Annotated in this window: 15 protein-coding genes; 4 read left to right on the forward strand and 11 right to left on the reverse strand. The window is 64.1% G+C overall.

What is annotated here, in order from left to right; translation table 11 throughout:
- Positions 1-172: 172 nt before the first annotated feature.
- Positions 173-1,426, forward strand: coding sequence for an NAD(P)/FAD-dependent oxidoreductase (locus ACXJ7R_RS09280; RefSeq protein ID WP_457151576.1), 1,254 nt, complete (start codon positions 173-175; stop codon positions 1,424-1,426).
- Positions 1,427-1,456: 30 nt separating this feature from the next.
- Here ACXJ7R_RS09280 and ACXJ7R_RS09285 read toward each other — a convergent pair whose 3' ends face one another.
- Positions 1,457-2,734 (reverse strand): 4-aminobutyrate--2-oxoglutarate transaminase, encoded by a 1,278-nt coding sequence (locus ACXJ7R_RS09285; protein ID WP_457151577.1) that lies wholly within the window; start codon positions 2,732-2,734, stop codon positions 1,457-1,459.
- Positions 2,735-3,061: 327 nt separating this feature from the next.
- On the opposite strand from ACXJ7R_RS09285, the gene ACXJ7R_RS09290 reads away from it, so the two are divergent.
- The 3 genes from ACXJ7R_RS09290 to ACXJ7R_RS09300 are packed head-to-tail and all read left to right on the forward strand — an operon-like array spanning position 3,062 to position 8,282.
- Positions 3,062-4,108, forward strand: a complete 1,047-nt coding sequence (locus ACXJ7R_RS09290) for an efflux RND transporter periplasmic adaptor subunit (protein ID WP_457151578.1) — start codon at positions 3,062-3,064, stop codon at positions 4,106-4,108.
- Positions 4,105-5,181: an efflux RND transporter periplasmic adaptor subunit gene (locus ACXJ7R_RS09295; protein WP_457151579.1), complete on the forward strand. Its 1,077-nt coding sequence runs from the start codon at positions 4,105-4,107 to the stop codon at positions 5,179-5,181. The genes ACXJ7R_RS09290 and ACXJ7R_RS09295 overlap by 4 nt, the downstream gene beginning before the upstream one ends.
- Complete coding sequence (locus ACXJ7R_RS09300) at positions 5,181-8,282, forward strand: efflux RND transporter permease subunit (RefSeq protein WP_457151580.1); 3,102 nt, start codon at positions 5,181-5,183, stop codon at positions 8,280-8,282. The genes ACXJ7R_RS09295 and ACXJ7R_RS09300 overlap by 1 nt, the downstream gene beginning before the upstream one ends.
- A 214-nt stretch (positions 8,283-8,496) precedes the next feature.
- Here ACXJ7R_RS09300 and ACXJ7R_RS09305 read toward each other — a convergent pair whose 3' ends face one another.
- From ACXJ7R_RS09305 to ACXJ7R_RS09350, 10 genes are all read right to left on the reverse strand, one after another.
- A complete protein-coding gene (locus tag ACXJ7R_RS09305) occupies positions 8,497-9,243 on the reverse strand; it encodes an ABC transporter ATP-binding protein (protein ID WP_457151581.1) in 747 nt (248 codons plus the stop codon).
- A complete protein-coding gene (locus ACXJ7R_RS09310) occupies positions 9,240-10,073 on the reverse strand; it encodes an ABC transporter ATP-binding protein (RefSeq protein ID WP_095082464.1) in 834 nt (277 codons plus the stop codon). The genes ACXJ7R_RS09305 and ACXJ7R_RS09310 overlap by 4 nt, the downstream gene beginning before the upstream one ends.
- A complete protein-coding gene (nikC, locus tag ACXJ7R_RS09315) occupies positions 10,070-10,990 on the reverse strand; it encodes a nickel transporter permease (RefSeq protein WP_457151582.1) in 921 nt (306 codons plus the stop codon). The genes ACXJ7R_RS09310 and nikC overlap by 4 nt, the downstream gene beginning before the upstream one ends.
- Positions 10,987-12,048, reverse strand: coding sequence for an ABC transporter permease (locus tag ACXJ7R_RS09320; RefSeq protein ID WP_457151583.1), 1,062 nt, complete (start codon positions 12,046-12,048; stop codon positions 10,987-10,989). The genes nikC and ACXJ7R_RS09320 overlap by 4 nt, the downstream gene beginning before the upstream one ends.
- An 18-nt stretch (positions 12,049-12,066) precedes the next feature.
- Positions 12,067-13,710: an ABC transporter substrate-binding protein gene (locus ACXJ7R_RS09325; RefSeq protein ID WP_457151584.1), complete on the reverse strand. Its 1,644-nt coding sequence runs from the start codon at positions 13,708-13,710 to the stop codon at positions 12,067-12,069.
- Positions 13,711-13,966: 256 nt separating this feature from the next.
- Complete coding sequence (locus tag ACXJ7R_RS09330) at positions 13,967-15,259, reverse strand: lytic murein transglycosylase (RefSeq protein WP_457151585.1); 1,293 nt, start codon at positions 15,257-15,259, stop codon at positions 13,967-13,969.
- A gap of 25 nt (positions 15,260-15,284) precedes the next feature.
- Positions 15,285-15,890: a recombination mediator RecR gene (gene recR, locus ACXJ7R_RS09335; protein WP_457151586.1), complete on the reverse strand. Its 606-nt coding sequence runs from the start codon at positions 15,888-15,890 to the stop codon at positions 15,285-15,287.
- An 89-nt stretch (positions 15,891-15,979) separates the two neighbouring features.
- The gene (locus tag ACXJ7R_RS09340) at positions 15,980-16,906 is read right to left on the reverse strand and encodes a cell wall hydrolase (RefSeq protein ID WP_457151587.1); all 927 of its coding nucleotides are present in this window, start codon (positions 16,904-16,906) and stop codon (positions 15,980-15,982) included.
- A gap of 131 nt (positions 16,907-17,037) precedes the next feature.
- Complete coding sequence (locus ACXJ7R_RS09345; protein WP_457151588.1) at positions 17,038-17,445, reverse strand: hypothetical protein; 408 nt, start codon at positions 17,443-17,445, stop codon at positions 17,038-17,040.
- Between the two features lie 20 nt (positions 17,446-17,465).
- A partial coding sequence (locus tag ACXJ7R_RS09350) for a YbaB/EbfC family nucleoid-associated protein (protein WP_457151589.1) occupies positions 17,466-17,622 on the reverse strand: 157 nt, incomplete at its 5' end.

A 17,622-nucleotide genomic window follows, 5' to 3' on the forward strand; every position in this document is an offset into this window, starting at 1 on the left:
AGTTTAGAATTATTCTAAACTACGACAGTCAACTTTATGCCCGGGTCTTGCCGACGAACGCTGCGATTGACAGCCGCCATTCCGGGTGCGACCCGCAAAAGCTCTCTTGCGGCGGTGCCAGACAATTGCCACTTGGCGGGACATCCTAGAATTGGACAGGGATTGGAATGCGATGAAGAACGGTGTGGTCATTGTCGGCGCGGGTCATGCGGGCGTGCAAGCGGCCGCAAGTCTGCGCGAGGAGGGTTATGACGGACCGGTGATCCTCGTCAGTGACGAGAACGAATTGCCGTACCACAAGCCGCCGCTGTCGAAGACCTTCATCAAGGACGCCGAGGCCAAGCCGCAGCCGCTGCGCGGCGAGGCCTTCTACACCGGCAGCGCCATTGACTACCGGCCCGGGGTCAGGATCGAGAGTATCGACGCTCCCCGTCGTAGCCTGGACGTTGCCGGTGGTGGCGCGCTTGCCTTCGATCACCTCATCCTGGCGACCGGCTCGCGCCCGCGCACCCTGCCGCTGGCCGGTTCAGAGCTTTCCGGCGTGCTGTCGCTGCGCTCGCTGGCTGATGCGCGGCTGATCCGCGAGTTGAGCGCACAGAGCGACGATGTCGTTATCCTCGGCGGCGGCTTCATCGGTCTGGAGATCGCCGCCACGCTGCGGGCGGCCGGCCGCACGGTGACGGTGGTCGAAGCGGTCGACCGGCTGCTCGGCCGCGCCGTGGCGCCGGTCGTGGCGAGCCATGTCCGCCAAAGGCTGGAAGCGATCGGTGTGCGCATCCTCACCGGCACCTCGATTGCAAGGCTCGAAGGCGAAAACGGCCATGTCTCGGCCGCGATCACCTCAACCGGTGAAAGGCTGCCAGCACGCATGGTCATCGTCGGCATCGGCGCCGTGCCGAATGTCGAGCTGGCGCAGGAAGCCGGCCTCGCTGTCGCCAACGGCATCCGCGTCGATCACCAGATGCGCAGCTCGGCGCCAGAAATCCTCGCCATTGGCGATGCCGCCTCTTACCGGCACTGGTTCACCGGCGGCGACGTGCGACTGGAATCGGTGCAGAACGCCACCGACCAGGCGCGGCTCGCCGCACGCACCGTTACCGGCCATGCGGACGCCTATTCGGCGGTGCCGTGGTTCTGGTCCGACATCGGCGACATGAAGCTGCAGATGGTCGGCCTGACCGCCGGCGGCGACAGCCATGTCGTGCTGGGCGACCTGCCCGACAACAAGTTCTCGATCTACCACTATGCCGGAGACCGGCTGCTCGGCATCGAATCGGTCAACCGGCCCGGCGACCACATGCTTGGCCGCAAAATGCTCGGCGCCGGCTTCTCGCCGACGCCGCAGACAATTGCGGCAGGCCCCGAAGGCCTGAAGGCGGCGCTGGCCGCCTTCCTTGAGGGTGAACCAGCCAGAGCGGCTGGATAATTCCGGCCCTTCAGGCCGACGCGCCGTCGATCAGGCAGCGCAGACTTCGCGGATCGAGCTTTCCAGAATGTCAAGCGCCTCGTTCATGACGCCGTCCTGGATGGTGATCGGCGCCAGGAAGCGGATGACGTTGCCATAGACGCCGCACGTCAGCAGGATCAGCCCCTTGTCGAGCGCCTTCAGCCTGATCGCGTTGGCGATCTCGGCCGACGGCAGGCCTTTCTTGACGTCGTTGAACTCGACGGCGTTCATGAAACCGAGGCCTCTGATATCGACGATCTCGGGCACGTCGTCACGGATCGACTGCAGCCGCTGCTTCAACCGTGCACCCAGCGTGTTGGCACGGTCGCAAAGCTTCTCGTCTTCGATCACGTCGAGCACGGCATGCGCGGCGGCGACACCGATCGGGCTGCCGCCATAGGTGCCGCCGAGCCCGCCGGGGCCGGGTGCATCCATGATCTCTGCACGGCCGGTGACCGCGGCCAGCGGGAAGCCGCCGGCCAGGCTTTTAGCCATGGTGGTGATGTCGGCCGCCACCTCATGGTGATCCATGGCAAACATCTTGCCGGTCCGGGCAAAGCCGGTCTGCACTTCGTCGGCAATCAAAAGCATGCCGTGCTGGTCGCAGACCTTGCGCAGCGCGGTCAGGAACTCACGCGGCGCGTCGTAGAAGCCACCCTCGCCCTGCACCGGCTCGATGATGATGGCGGCGACGCGGGCCGGATCGACATCGGCCTTGAACAACCGGTCGAGTGCGGCCAGCGAATCGGCGATCGACACGCCATGAAGCGGCACCGGGAACGGCGCGTGGTAGACATCGCCCGGCATGGCGCCGAAGCCGACCTTGTAGGGCACGACCTTGCCGGTCAGCGCCATGCCCATGAAGGTGCGGCCGTGGAAGCCGCCGGCGAAGGCGATGACCGCCTGGCGGCCGGTGGCGTTGCGGGCGATCTTGATGGCGTTCTCGACCGCCTCGGCGCCGGTGGTGACGAAGATCGTCTTCTTCTCGAACTTGCCGGGCAGCATGCCGTTCAGCCGTTCGGCCAAGCGCACATAGCTCTCATAGGGCACCACCTGGTGGCAGGTGTGGGTGAAGCGGTCGAGCTGCGCCTTGACCGCCTCGATCACCTTCGGATGGCGATGACCGGTGTTGACGACGGCGATGCCCGACGAGAAGTCGATGTAGCGGCGGCCCTCGACATCCCAGATCTCCGAGTTTTCAGCCCGGTCCGCGTAGATTTGCGTGGTCATGCCGACGCCGCGCGAGATGGACTGGTTCTTGCGTTCGGAAATGGCTGAATTCTTCATGGGATCCCTCATCGGGCCGGCGCCCGTTCTTGTTTGATGTCGCTGACACGTCTTCTGACCTTATTTCACGTTTTCCTCAAGTCGGCACCGTCGACAGGCGATTGGGCCTGCCGCCGGGCGCCGCCTTGACCAGTCGACCGATGCGCGTACGAGAGAGGTTCCCTTTTCATCGGGATCGATTATCTTTGGACGGCCCGCGAGGCTCCGCGGAGGGAGCGTCCTACGCAGGCAGGGGAAGCCATGAGCAGGAACGCGAAATCGTCCGCCTTGCAACCATTGCTCCCAAGCCCTTTGCCGTACCGAAACACCTCAATCCTTGCCTGCGCGATGGCGAGCCTGCTGCTGGCCGGCTGCCAGAAGCAGGAGGCAGCCGAACACAGGCTGCCGGTGATGGTGCGCACCGAGACAGTTGCGATCGCAGACTTTTCGCCAAGGACCTCGCTGACCGGCGTGATCGCGGCGCGCACGCTGAACAATCTGTCGTTCCGGGTGGGTGGCCGCGTCGCCGAGCGGCTGGTCGATGTCGGCCAGCATGTCGATCAAGGTGCTGTGCTCGCCCGCATCGATCCGCAGGAGCAGGAATCCGATTTGCGCTCGGCACAGGCCGATCTTGACGCCGCGCAGGCACAGCTGACCCAGTCCGCCGCCGCCTTCGAGCGGCAGAAGACGCTGCTTGCCCAGGGTTTTACGACCAGGCGCGACTATGACGCCGCCGATCAGGCGCTGAAGGTGGCGCAAGGTAGTGTCGATGCCGCACGGAGCGCACTCACCAACGCCCAGCAGAACCTGTCCTACACCGAGCTCAAGGCGGGTGCCGCCGGCGTCATCACCGCCCGCCAGGTCGAAACCGGACAGGTGGTGCAGGCGGCGCAGACCGTCTTCACCGTCGCCGAGGACGGCGATCGCGACGCGGTGTTCAATGTCCAGGAAACATTGGTTGCCAAAACACCGCCATCGCCGACGGTGACGATCACGCTGTTGTCCGACCCGCAGGTGAAGGCCGTGGGCAAGGTGCGCGAAGTCTCGCCAGCGGTGGATCCGGCTTCGGGCTCGATCCGGGTCAAGGTCGCCATTCCCGACACGCCCGCCGGTATGCCACTGGGCGCGGCTGTCATCGGCTCGGTCAGCGCCAGTCCGACGAAGGCTATCCTGTTGCCCTGGCAGGCGCTGACCTCCACTGCCGGCAAACCGGCTGTCTGGATCGTCGACCCCTCGACCAAGGCGGTTGTGACGGCGCCGGTCGAGGTGCTGGCATTCGAATCGGGCACGGTCGTCATCGCCAGCGGGCTGAACGCAGGCCAAAGTGTCGTTACGGCAGGCGGGCAGTTGCTCAGTCCCGGGCAAACGGTCGAGATATCGGGAGCGGGCCAATGAGAAGGCTGCCGCACCTCATGCTTGGCCTGTTTGCACTTGGCACGCTCGTGTCCTGCTCGAAGTCCGAGGAAAAGCCGCCCGAGATCATCCGGCCGGTGCTGTCGATAGTCATCGAGCCGCGCACCACCCAGACCTTCGGCTTTGCCGGCTCGGTCGAGCCGCAGGTCAGTGCCGACCTCGCCTTCCGCCTGCTTGGCCGGGTTGTGTCGCGCGACGTCAATGTCGGCGACATCGTCAGCAAGGGCACGACGATCGCCGCGCTCGACCCGACCGCACTGGAGCTGGCCGTCCAGGCCGCCAAGGCGGAACTCTCCAATACCGAGGCGCAGTTCGCCAACGCCGCAGGCAGCGAGGAACGCCAGCGCCAGCTGCTTGCCGCCGCCAACACCACGCAGGCGGCCTTCGATGCGGCGGAGCAGGCGAGGAAAGCGGCGGAGGCCGGCGTCGAACGGGCCAAGGCCTCACTTGCCAAATCGCAGGAGCAGCTTGGCTACGCGCGGCTGTTCTCGGATTTCGACGGCGTTGTCACCGCCACCGGCGCCGAGGTCGGCCAGACGGTCTCGCCTGGCCAGACGGTCGTCACGGTGGCGCGCTCGGACCTGCGCGAGGCGGTGGTCGACATTCCCGACCAGTTGATCGGTGACCTCACGGCCGGCACGCCATTCCAGGTCATCCTGCAATCGCAGCCGACGATCCAGACCGAGGCCAAGCTGCGCGAGATCGCGCCGCAGGCCGAAGGCTCGACCCGCACGCGGCGCGTGCGGCTGACGCTCACCGATCCGCCGCGAGCCTTCCGACTCGGCTCGACAGTGACGGCGACCCGCGTAACCAAGGTTACGCCGACGATAGAATTGCCCATGTCAGCACTGTTTGAAGGCGACGGCGTCGACAAGGTCTGGATCGTCGATGCGCAGACATCGAGCGTTAACGCCAAAGAAATCAAGGTCGCCGCAAAGGGCGCCGCTACCTTCACCGTCGCCGAAGGGCTGGAAGCCGGTATGCGCGTCGTCACAGCCGGCGTCCACAGCCTGAGCGAAGGCCAGAAGGTCAGAGTGCCAGAGGGCGGCGTCTGATGAAGGGCTTCAATCTCTCCGACTGGGCGCTCAGCCACCGCTCCATGGTCTGGTACTTCATGCTGGTGTTCGTGGTGGCCGGCATCTTCTCCTACCTCAATCTCGGTCGTGAGGAAGATCCCAACTTCACCATCAAGACGATGATCATCCAGGCCAACTGGCCGGGCGCGTCGGTCAAGGAGACCGGGCAGCAGGTGACCGACCGCATAGAGAAGAAGCTCGAGGAGCTCGACAGCCTCGATTTCACCAGATCCGTCACCACCGCCGGCCAGACCGTCATCTTCGTCAACCTGAAGGACACCACCAAGGCGCGCGATGTCGTGCCGAACTGGATTCAGGTCCGCAACATGGTCAACGACATCCGGACGCAGTTTCCGCAAGGCGTGCAGGGGCCGTTCTTCAACGACCGCTTTGGCGATGTCTTCGGAAACATCTACGCCTTCACGTCGGACGGGCTGACGCCGCGCCAGCTGCGCGACTATGTCGAGGACGTCCGCACCAAAATCCTGACCGTGCCGAATGCCGGCAAGGTCGATCTCGTCGGCGCGCAGGACGAGGCGATCTATCTCGAATTCTCGACCCGCCAGATCGCCGCCCTTGGCCTCAACCAGCAAGCGATCATTGCCAGCCTGCAAGCGCAGAACGCGATCACGCCGTCCGGTGTCATCGAGTCCGGACCGGAGCGCATCAGCGTGCGCGTCGGTGGCCAGTTCACGTCCGAAGAGAGTCTGCGTGCCATCAATCTGCGCGTCAACGACCGCTTCTTCCGGCTCAGCGATGTGGCGACGATCACGCGCGGCTATGTCGATCCGCCGACGGCGCTGTTCCGCTTCAATGGCCAGGACGCTATCGCGCTCGCCATCGGCATGAAGCCCAACGCCAATCTGCTGCAGTTCGGCGAGGCGCTGCACACGGAGATGAACAGGGTGCTGGCCGACCTGCCTGTCGGCGTCGGTGTGCATCTGGTCGCGGACCAGCCGGTCATCGTCGAGGAGGCCGTCTCGGGCTTCACGCGCGCGCTGTTCGAGGCGGTCGCCATCGTGCTGGCGGTGTCCTTCATCAGCCTCGGCATGCGCGCCGGCTTCGTCGTGGCGCTGTCGATCCCGCTGGTGCTGGCCATCACCTTCACGGTCATGGCCTATCTCGGCATCTCGCTGCAGCGCATCTCGCTGGGGGCGCTGATCATCGCGCTCGGTCTCCTGGTCGACGACGCGATGATCGCGGTCGAAATGATGGTGGCGCGGCTTGAGGTCGGCGACAATCTGCGCAAAGCGGCGACTTACGTCTACACATCGACTGCCTTCCCAATGCTGACCGGTACGCTGGTGACGGTCGCCGGCTTTATCCCGATCGGCCTCAACAACAGCGCCGCCGGCGAATACACCTTCACCCTGTTCGTCGTCATCGCGGTATCGCTTCTGGTATCATGGATCGTAGCCGTGCTGTTTGCACCTCTACTCGGCGTCACAATTCTTCCGGCGACGATGAAGACGAAGCACCACGACCAGCCGGGTCGCTTCACGTCACTGTTCCGGCGCGTGCTTATCGGCTCTGTGCGGTATCACTGGCTGACCATCATCGCCACGGTGCTGTTGTTTGCCGGCTCGATAGCCGGCTTCGGCCTAGTCCAGCAGCAGTTCTTTCCGCCTTCCGACCGGCCGGAGCTGATCGTCGACTGGAACCTGCCGCAAAACTCGTCGATCACAGAGACCCGGGACCAGATCGAGCGTTTCGAAGGGCGCGCGCTGGCCGGCAACCCCGACATCGATCATTTCAGCTCCTATATCGGCCAGGGCGCGGTGCGCTTCCTGCTCGCCTTCGACGTGCAACCGGCCAATCCGTACTTCGGCCAGACCGTCATCGTCACCAAGAGCATCGAGGCGCGCAACCGGCTGAAGCCGCAACTGGAGAAGCTGCTGCGCGAGGAGTTCGTCGGCACCGATGCCTTCGTCAAGCCGCTCGAACTGGGGCCGCCGGTCGGCCGCCCGGTGCAGTACCGCGTCGGCGGTCCCGACATCCAGACGGTGCGCGGCTTGGCGCAGCAATTCGCCGGCCTCATCTCGACCAATCCGAAGCTTGCCGCGCCAACCTTCGACTGGAACGAGCCCCAGCGTGTGCTGAGGGTCGACGTGCTGCAGGACAAGGCGCGCCAGCTCGGCATCACCTCCTCCGATATCGCCAGCGCACTGAACAGCACGGTCGGCGGCGACACCATCACGCAGGTGCGCGACGCCACCTATCTGATCAACGTCGTGGCGCGCTCACGCGATGCCGAACGCGGCTCGATCAGCACGTTGCAGAACATGCAGTTGCCGACCGGCACCGGCGAGGCGATCCCGCTCGCGGCGGTGGCCAACTTCCGCTACGAGCTGGAGCAGCCGACGGTGTGGCGGCGTAACCGCATTCCGACGATCACCGTGCGCGCCGGATTGGTCGGCGACACGCTGCCGGCGACCGTGGTCAACGAACTGAGGCCAGCCGTCGATACCTTTATCGCCAAGCTGCCGCCGGGCTATTCGGTCGAGACCGCAGGCTCGGTCGAGGAAAGCGCTAAAAGTCAGGGACCAATCGCCGCGGTCGTGCCGCTGATGCTGTTCGTCATGGCGACCATCCTGATGGTGCAGCTGCAGAGCTTCCAGCGCCTGTTCCTGGTCGTTGCTGTCGCCCCGCTCGGCCTGATCGGCGTGGTGGCCGCACTGGTGCCTAGCGGCGCGCCGCTCGGCTTCGTCGCCATCCTCGGCGTGCTGGCGCTGATCGGCATCCTGATCCGCAACTCGGTCATCCTGATCGTGCAGATCGAGGACCTCGTCAACGAAGGCAAGGACCGCTGGGCGGCGGTGATCGAGGCGACCGAGCACCGCATGCGGCCGATTGCGCTGACGGCAGCGGCCGCGAGTCTCGCTCTGATTCCGATCGCACGTGAGGTGTTCTGGGGACCGATGGCCTATGCCATGATGGGCGGCATCATCGCCGGCACCGCGATCACGCTGTTGTTCCTGCCGGCGCTTTATGTGACGTGGTTCAGGATCAAGGAGCCGAAGCAGGGATTGGGGAGCGAGGGCGCGCACGGGGACACGGTGCCGGAAGGCGGGGCAGCCTGAGGGCAAATTGCGAGTAGTGTCGCGTTCTTTCACGCCCCCCTCTGTCCTGCCGGACATCTCCCCCTCAAGGGGGGAGATTGGCGGTTTCAGTTGCCTCGCCAACCTTCCGCCGTTTGTAATTGGCGAAGCGGTTGCGCGAGTAATCTCCCCCTCAAGGGGGAGATGGCCGGCAGGCCAGAGGGGGGCGCGACGGAACTCGACGTGGAAAGATCAGCTACGCCCGCACAAACCCTTCGCTCGCCCTGAGCAGATTGCGCGTATAATCCTTCGTCACACGCCGCTCGACAAGGTCGTCCGCGCTCAGATTCTCCACCGCCTCGCCACTTTGCATCACCATCAGCCGCCCGCACATATGGGTGATGATGGCGAGGTCGTGGCTGACCATCAGAAAGGTCAACTTGCGCCGCCGGCGGACCTCTTCCAAAAGGTTGAGCACCTCCGCCTGTACCGAGGCATCGAGTGCCGAGGTCGGCTCGTCGAGCAGCAGGATCGACGGTTCGAGGATAAGCGCACGTGCGATCGCCACGCGCTGACGCTGGCCGCCCGACAATTGATGCGAGTAGCGGAAGCGAAAACCGTTACCGAGGCCAACCTCGTCGAGCGCCCGCTGGATGCGCTTTTCGCCGTCGGCAAAACCATGGATGGCGAGCGGTTCCTGCAGCAGGCGATCGACGGTCTGGCGCGGGTGCAGCGAGCCGTACGGATCCTGGAAGACCATCTGCACTTCGCGGTAAAAGGCCTTGTCGCGGCGAGTACCAAGTTTTTTGCCGTTGACGGTGATGCTCCCCGACGCAACCGGCGCTAGGCCGGCGATGGCTCGCAGCAGCGTCGATTTGCCGGAGCCGGATTCGCCGACCAGGCCGAAGGATTCGCCCGGCTGCACGTCGAGGCTGACACCTTTCAGCGCGTGAAAGCGGTCGAAGATCACTCCCAGCCTGTCGACGGCAATCGCTGCTGTCATGCCGCCCACTCCGGCTTGCGGTCGAGCACCGGCAGCGGGTGACGGTCAGCGCCGATCTTGGGCATGCAGTTGAGCAGGCCGCGCGTGTAGGGATGCTGGGCGCGGCCGAGTTCGGACGCCTTGAGCTGTTCGACCACCTTGCCGGCATACATGACGATGACACGGTCGCAGAAGGACGAAACCAGACGCAAATCGTGCGAGATAAAGATCAGCCCCATGCCGCGCTCGCTGACCAGCCGGTCGAGAATGCCGAGCACATCGAGCTGCACGGTGACGTCGAGCGCCGAGGTTGGCTCGTCGGCGATCATCATTTCCGGCCCGGCGATCAGCATCATGGCGATCATGGCGCGCTGGCCCATGCCGCCTGACACTTCATGCGGATGCAGGTCGAAGACGCGGGCCGGGTCGCGGATCTGCACCGCTTCCAGCATCGCCAGCGCGCGGTCACGCGCCTCGGCCTTGCCGACCTTTTCATGGGTGCGCAGCGTCTCGACGATCTGGCGGCCGATGCTCATCACCGGATCGAGCGAATATTTCGGATCCTGCAGGATCATGGCGATGCGTTTTCCGCGCAACGCGCGGCGTTCGCGTGGCGAGACGCTGAGCAGGTCGATGCCGTCGAAGGCAAGCTTGTTCGCCGATATCCGGGCCTGCGGCGGCGTCAGCCCCATGATGGCGCGGCCGGTCTGCGATTTGCCCGAGCCGGACTCGCCGACAATGCCGAGCCGTTCGCGGCCGAGCGAGAAGGTGACGCCACGCACCGCCTCGACCAGCCCGGTGCGGGTCGGGAAGGTGACGCGCAAATCCTCGACGTCGAGAAGCGTGCTCATTGGTCACCACTGCGCGGATCGAGTGCGTCTCGCAGGCCATCGCCAAGCAGGTTGAAGCCAAGGCTGACGATCAGGATGGCAAAGCCCGGCGCACCGGCCACCCACCACTGGTCGAGCACGAAGCGGCGGCCCGACGCGATCATGGTGCCCCATTCGGGCAGCGGCGGCTGCGCGCCGAGGCCAAGGAAGCCGAGACCGGCGGCGGTCAGGATGATGCCGGCCATGTCGAGCGTCACCCGGACGATCAGCGAGGAGATGCAGAGCGGCATGATGTGGCGCAGCACGATGCGGAAGGGCGAGGCGCCCATCAATTGCACCGCCTTGATGTAGTCGGAATTGCGCACGGTCAGCGTTTCCGCGCGCGCAATTCGAGCGTATGGCGGCCACGAGGTGATGGCGATGGCGAGCACCGCATTCTCGATGCCGGGACCCAGGGCCGCAACAAAGGCCAACGCCAGGATCAGCTTTGGGAAAGCGAGGAAGATGTCGGTGATGCGCATCAGGATCGCATCGGTCCAGCCGCCGGCATAGCCGGCGACGGTGCCGACCAAGAGGCCGATCGGTGCGGCGATGATGGCAACCAGGATGACCACGTAGAGCGTCCAGCGCGAGCCGTAGAGGATGCGCGAGAGGATGTCGCGGCCGAGATCGTCGGTCCCGAACCAGTGCTCGGCGCTCGGCGGCAGCAGGCGCGAGCCCTTGAGGTCGCCGAATGTCGGCGAGTAGGGCGCCAGCACGCCGGCAGTGGCGGCAACGACCAGCAAGGCAATAATGATGAGCAGGCCGAGAAACGCCAGCCGGTTGGCGGAAAAGCGCCGCCACGCCACATAGGCGCGGCCGAGCCTTGCCTGCATGCGCGACGCCGGGCGCTCGCTGAGCAGCCAGTCGCGACGGGTCTGGATGGCGTCGGCGCTCATGCGGACTTCGTCCTCGGATCGAGCACGCGGTAGAGCAGATCGGAGAGCAGGTTGATGGCGATGAAGACCGAGCCTATGACGATGGTGCCGCCGAGCACTGCATTCATGTCGGCGTTCTGCAGCGAATTGGTGATGTAGAGGCCGATACCCGGCCACGAGAACACGGTCTCGGTCAGCACCGAGCCTTCGAGCAGCCCGGCATAGGAGAGCGCAATCACCGTCACCATCGGCACCGCTGCGTTGCGCAGCGCATGGCCCCAGATGATGCGGGTTTCCGACAGGCCCTTGGCGCGGGCCGCGACGATGTATTCCTGGGCGAGCTCGTTGAGCATGAACGAGCGTGTCATGCGGCTGATATAGGCGASCGAGAAATAGCCGAGCAGCGAGGCCGGCAGGATGATGTGGCGGAAGGCGTCATAGAAGACGTCCCACTGCCCCTGCCACAGGGAATCCAGGAGATAGAAGCCGGTGATCGGCGCGAAGGTGTATTCGTAGACGACGTCGAGCCGGGCCGGAAACGCCACCCATTGCAGCTTGGCGTAGAACAGCACCAGCGCCAGCAGCCCAAGCCAGAAGATCGGCACGGAATAACCGATGAGGCCAATGATGCGCACGATCTGGTCGATGAGACTGCCACGCCTGACCGCGGCCAGCACGCCAAGTGGCACGCCGAACAATGCACCGATCAGCGTTCCCAGCGTCGCCAGTTCCGTCGTTGCCGGAAGGGCGCGGCGAATGTCGGTCATGACCGGATTGGTGGTCAGCACCGAGGTGCCGAAATCACCGTGTAGCGCGCTTCTCACATAGATGTAGAACTGCTCCACCAACGGCAGGTCGAGGCCCATCTCGCGGCGCGTGCGCTCGACGACATTGGCCGGCGCCCGATCGCCGAGCACCGCCAGCACCGGGTCGATCGGGATGACGCGGCCGATGAAGAAGGTGACCGCGAGCAGACCAAGATAGGTCGTGATCGCGATGACCAGGAAACGGCCGAGCGATGATGCAAGGGCGACGGCGCGGGCGCTGCGGCGCCCGCCCTCGTTTTCAATCGCGCTCATGCGGCGCGTCCGTCGGCGTTATTCCTTGGAAACCGGCCCGACGAAGTTGCTGTCGAAGCTCGGACCGAGCGCGAAGCCCTTGAGGTTCTTGCGCAGGCCCGCCACTTCCAGCTGCTGGTGGATGACGACGAAGGGGCTGGTGTCGAGGATCTTCTTCTCGAGATCCTTGTACATATCGGCGCGCTTGCCCGCATCCTTCTCGAGCAGCGCTGCTTCCGTCTGCTTGGTCAGGTCCGGAATGTCCCAGGCGTTGCGCCAGGCAAGCGTATGGGACTTGCCGGTATCCGAATTGTCCGGGTTCGAGGCAAAGGTCTGGGCGTTGGAGTTCGGATCGAAATAATCCTGGCCCCACTGGCCGATATAGATGTCGTGGTTACGGGCGCGGTACTTGGTCAGCGTCTGCTTGCCGTCGCCCGGAATGATCTCCAGCTTGATGCCGGCCTGGCCGAGCGTCTGCTGGATCGATTCCGCCATGCCGGTGGTCGGCTGGCCGGTGCGTACATCCATGGTTACGCTGAAGCCGTCGGGCAGACCGGCCTTGGCGAGCAATTCCTTGGCCTTGGCAACGTCGAGCTTGAACGGATTCTCGTCGAGTTCACCCAGCACGCCTTTCGGCAGGAAGGTCTGATGGATCTCGCCGATACCMTTGAGGATGGTCGAGCCCAAGGCATCATAGTCGACCAGATACTTGAACGCCTGGCGCACCTCGGGTTTGGCGAGGTTCGGGTTCTTCTGGTTGAGGCTGATGTAGTAGACCGTACCTTTTGGCGCGCTGGTCGATGTGAGATCGGCGTTCTTGGCAATGGCGTCGAGGTCGTTGGGCTCGAGGTTGCGGGCAACGTCGATGTCGCCGGCTTCGAGCGCCAGGCGCTGGGCCGAGCTTTCCTTCATGTTTCGATAGATGACGCGGGCAAGCTTGGCCTTTTCGCCGAAGTAATTGTCGTTGCGCTCCATGACGACGGCTTCGTTGGCGCGCCATTCGCGCAGCTTGAAGACGCCGGAGCCGGCGTAGCCGGTTTTCAGCCAGGCATTGCCGAAATCATTGTCCCATTTGTAGTCGGCACTCGGCGTGACCGCGGCGACATGTTCCTTGACCAGCTTGGCATCGACCACCGAAGCAACGGTTGCCGACAGGCAGTTCAAGACGAAGCTCGGTGCATAGGCCTTGTCGACTACGAACTGGAAGGTGGTGTCGTCGACCGCCTTGGCCTTCTCGGTGACGTTGTCCCCACTGATGCCGAACTGGCCGATGATGAAGGCCGGGCTCTTGTCCAGCTTGACGGCGCGCTCGAAGGAGTAGGCGACATCGGCCGCGGTGATCGGATTGCCCGAGGCGAATTTCAGGCCCGGCTTGAGCTTGAACGTGTAGGTCAGGCCGTCGTCGGAAACGGTCCAGCTTTCGGCGAGGTCGCCCTTGACCTTCGAGGTGTCGCTGAGGTCGAGACGGACGAGCAGATCATAGGTGTTGCCGGTGACCTCGGCGGTCGACAACTCGAACGCCTCGCCCGGATCCATGGAGATGATGTCGTCGATCGCGAAACCTTCGACCAGGGTGTCGGCGGGGGTGACCGCGCCCGCTGGCGCGCCGGCCAGAAGCAGCGCGGACATGGCGGCACCCGCGAGCAGGATGCGCGAGCGTAGAGCAAACTTTTCCATCATCATTGTGATTGTTCCCTGTTTTGTTGACCTGAGTTCCCGGCTCAGGATTGCAGTATTCTTTTCAGGGCCGACAATGGCCCTCTGCCCACTTACCGTCGTGGTTTTTGTCCAATTGGTCAACACCATATCCGGCGGCATTCTGGCCCGCAACGAGCATTTGCAAGACAGCGTATTGGACCAGAATGGGCTGGGGCGAGTCGATGCATGCGCCGGCTAATTGATGCCGCCACAATCGGGAAAAATCTGCTAAATATCGGAGCTACTTCAGCGCCGCGACCAGATCGGCATCAGGAAAACAGGTGGCGGCGCGGCCGTTCCTGGCTTGCCACTTGCCGATCGACCGGCGGGTCTTGAAGCCGGGCAGCCCGTCGGCGCTGCCGACATCATAGCCCTTGGCCTCCAGCGCCCGCTGCAAGGCGGCGATGTCCGACCGGTAGAGCCCGCCGACCGCGCCCCAGCTGCCGGCAAAATTGCTGTCGCCATGGGCGATGCGATCGGCGCCGTGGCCGATGAACAGCGCGTAGAGGTCGCTGGTGTTGTATTCCTTCAGCACGTAGAAATTGGGGGTGGCGATGAAGGCCGGCCCGCTGCGCCCGGCCGGCATCAGCAGGAAGCCTTCGGCTTTCAGCTCGCTCGCCGGAAACGGCTTGCCGCCAACGCGCTTGATGCCCATGTCAGCCCATTGCGAAATTGTCTTGCCCTGGTCCGGACCCTCCAGCGAACAGGAGACCGTCTCCGGGACGGTCACCTCAAAGCCCCAGCCACGCCCCCTCACCCAGCCATAGTGGACGAGGTAGTTGGCGATCGAGGCCAGCACGTCCGGCGTCGAATTCCATATGTCGACACGGCCATCGCCGTCGAAATCGACGGCATGCTTCAGGAACGAAGTCGGCATGAATTGCGGCTGGCCGAGCGCGCCGGCCCAGGATGACTTCATTGCGCCGACCGGGGCCAGGCCGCGCTCGACGATTTCCAGTGCGGCCAAAAGCTCCGTGCGAAAGAATTCCTTCTTGGTCGACATGAACGCCTTGGTGCCCAGCACCTCGAAGGCATCATAGGGCATTTTCGCCGCGCCGAAGCCGGTTTCACGGCCCCAGATCGCCAGCAGCACTTCGCCCGGCACGCCATAGCGCTTTTCGATGGCGGCCAGCGTGCGGGCATTGGTCGCTTCGCGCGCCCGACCGCCGGCCGTCACCGCACCGATGGTCTTCTCGGCGAAATAGGCGCCGGGTGAGCCGAATTCGGCCTGATGCTGTTTCTGCGGCGTGGTCGCCTTTTCGCCCGGCTTCACTAGGTCGGGCAGCTTCAGATTGGGCTTGATGCCATCGAAAGCGGCGTCGAAGGTTTTTTTGGAAATGCCTTTCGCCTTCGCTTCCGGCCACAGGTCGTTCTGCAGCCAGGCGCGGAATTGGTCGTCGATTTTTGCAGCGGAGGCGGGGGCAGCCAACAGACCAAAAAGTGCTGCCAAGAAGACAGCAATTGCCAACCTTCGAGGTCGGCGTTCCTTCGTACCGGTGGGTCGGCGTGCAATCGCCTGAAGAAAACCGCTCATCACAGACTCTTCTCCGCCAATTGCGTCAAAACGCCGTCCGCGAGCGAAGTGCGGCAGCCAGCGTGCCCTCGTCGAGATAGTCGAGCTCGCCGCCGACCGGCACGCCATGCGCGAGGCGTGTCACCTTGATGTCGAAGCCGGACAGCTGATCTGTGAGGTAGTGCGCGGTGGTCTGACCCTCGACCGTCGCGTTGACGGCGAGGATGATCTCCATGACCTCGCCGCCGGCGACGCGGTCGATCAGCGAGCGGATGTTGAGCTGGTCGGGGCCGATACCGTCGAGCGGCGACAGCGTGCCGCCGAGCACGTGGTAGCGCACATTCATCGCTGCCGCCCGCTCCAGCGCCCATAGGTCGGAAACGTCCTCGACGACGATGATGGTGCCGGCGTCACGGCGCGGATCGGTGCAGATCATGCATGGGTCCGACGTATCGACATTGCCGCAGGTCGAGCAGATGCGCACCTTGTCGGCAGCCTCGGCCATGGCTGCGGCGAGCGGCGACAACAGCTGCTCCTTCTTCTTGATCAGATGCAGTGCCGCACGCCTGGCCGAACGGGGCCCCAGCCCCGGCACCTTGGCCAGGAGCTGGATCAGGCGTTCGATCTCCGGACCGGCGATTCGCTTGGACATCGCTCTGATCTAGGATTTTTCAGTGCGTTTTGGAACATCCCGCGTCTGCATGACCCGCCATATTGTCCTGGCGGGCCATGGAGTACGTATCAGTTGACCTCGAGCGGGCGGCTCTGGCTGGCGATCATCGCGCCGATGGCGTCAGTGTTCTCCGGCGTTGACTGGAATCCCATCGACGCCTCTTGCGGCGCGTTCGCAACCGAGGAAATGACCGGCTTGGCCAGAGTTCCGCCAAAACGGGCGGCATCCGGTTCCTCCATCGGTTCTTGCATCGCCACCACCGTCGGCTCGGCCGAGGTGCGCAGGGGTTTCGCGGTCGGCACCACGGCGGCGGTCACAAAGGTCTGTTGGGCAGGCGCGGATCGGATGGTTGCCGGCTTGGCCGGACGCACCGGCTCGGCGGAAGCGACAAGCGTCACTGGTGCTACCGGCTTCACGGGCGCCGCCGAGGCAATGGCGACCTGCGGCTCATCCGGCAGCGGCTGCCAATTGCGGCCACGCTTCTCGTAGAAGGCATTGCCGCCGGCAACCATGGTGTAATGCATGTTCTTGTAAGGGAAACGCAGCCCGGCGGTGTGGAAATACATCGTGTTCTTCAGCTTGCCCTTGCGCTCGCCCTTGAGCACGGCGTCGGCGGCTTCCTCGACATCGGGCATGGCCCGCGAATTCATCGGCCGGGTCATGACGCCAGGCGCGAACTGCCCGGGCTCGCCCACCACCTCGCAGATAGTGCTGCCGTGGTTGCCGGAGCGCAGCCGGTTCATCACCACCGTGCCGACGGCGATCATGCCGTCACGGCTCGACCGGTTGGACTCGAAGAACATCGCCCGTTCCAGGCATTCCCTGTCCTTTGGCGTGTGACTGTAAGATCGGGAACTCAGGAAACTCGGGGTGATGGCGTCGGTCAGGCTGGCGACGGACATGCCGTGCGAGGTGGTCTGGCTGCAGGCAGCCAAAAACAAGGGTGAAATGACGGCGCCGAGCAACAGCGGCGTCTTCCATCGCATGGAAATCAAAAGGTAACCCTCACTTCGATGCCCGCCCCCAGGCTGCGGCAAGAATGAGACACTTTCAGGCAAAATGATGGCTAAAACGTTATTAGCGAGGCACTGTTGCCAAACTGGCACAGTTGCATGGCTTTATTCTGTCAACGCGCCGCAGCCATCGAGACCGGCTGACCAGGTTCGACCTCTTCGATTTTCTCCGAAAACAGGCCGCGCCTGAGGAAGAGCGCCAGTGCGTTCCTGGCCGTCGGCGCGATCTTTCCCGGCCAGTCGCTTTCGATGAATTCGGCCTTGGTGAAGTCTGGATTTGTCTCGCAGGCCGCCTCCAGGAATTCGGCGATCTCGAGCACGATCACACGCTCGTCCTTTGACAGTGCCGACGCGCCGGCCTCGATAGACGGGCGATGAACGTAATCCTCGAACAGGTCGAAGTAGCCCCTGATGCCGACAAGATCGACGCCGGCGTCGCAATCGGCCAGGATTTCCAGGATCTCGTAGATCCTGCTGCGAACACGCTGCTCGATCAGTCTTTCGGAGGGCTCTTCGATCATGGGCGTAGCGCCACCGAACGTTAGAAGGGCAGTTTCATTCCTGGCGGGATCGGCAGGCCGGCGGTCAGCGCCTTGGTCTTCTCCTGCATGATCTGCTCGACCTTGGTCTTGGCGTCGTTGTGGGCGGCGAGCACCAGGTCCTCTAGGATCTCGACATCATCCTCCTTGAACAGGGAG

Source organism: Mesorhizobium sp. P5_C1, from assembly GCF_054049815.1.

Bases quoted from the DNA above. Each gene is read 5' to 3' on its own strand.
- ACXJ7R_RS09295 (WP_457151579.1), top strand. From the start codon at position 4,105: ATGAGAAGGCTGCCGCACCTCATGCTTGGCCTGTTTGCACTTGGCACG.
- ACXJ7R_RS09305 (WP_457151581.1), bottom strand. From the start codon at position 9,243: ATGACAGCAGCGATTGCCGTCGACAGGCTGGGAGTGATCTTCGACCGC.
- ACXJ7R_RS09290 (WP_457151578.1), top strand. From the start codon at position 3,062: ATGGCGAGCCTGCTGCTGGCCGGCTGCCAGAAGCAGGAGGCAGCCGAA.
- ACXJ7R_RS09345 (WP_457151588.1), bottom strand. From the start codon at position 17,445: ATGATCGAAGAGCCCTCCGAAAGACTGATCGAGCAGCGTGTTCGCAGC.
- ACXJ7R_RS09310 (WP_095082464.1), bottom strand. From the start codon at position 10,073: ATGAGCACGCTTCTCGACGTCGAGGATTTGCGCGTCACCTTCCCGACC.
- nikC (WP_457151582.1), bottom strand. From the start codon at position 10,990: ATGAGCGCCGACGCCATCCAGACCCGTCGCGACTGGCTGCTCAGCGAG.
- ACXJ7R_RS09285 (WP_457151577.1), bottom strand. From the start codon at position 2,734: ATGAAGAATTCAGCCATTTCCGAACGCAAGAACCAGTCCATCTCGCGC.
- recR (WP_457151586.1), bottom strand. From the start codon at position 15,890: ATGTCCAAGCGAATCGCCGGTCCGGAGATCGAACGCCTGATCCAGCTC.
- ACXJ7R_RS09280 (WP_457151576.1), top strand. From the start codon at position 173: ATGAAGAACGGTGTGGTCATTGTCGGCGCGGGTCATGCGGGCGTGCAA.
- ACXJ7R_RS09330 (WP_457151585.1), bottom strand. From the start codon at position 15,259: ATGAGCGGTTTTCTTCAGGCGATTGCACGCCGACCCACCGGTACGAAG.
- ACXJ7R_RS09300 (WP_457151580.1), top strand. From the start codon at position 5,181: ATGAAGGGCTTCAATCTCTCCGACTGGGCGCTCAGCCACCGCTCCATG.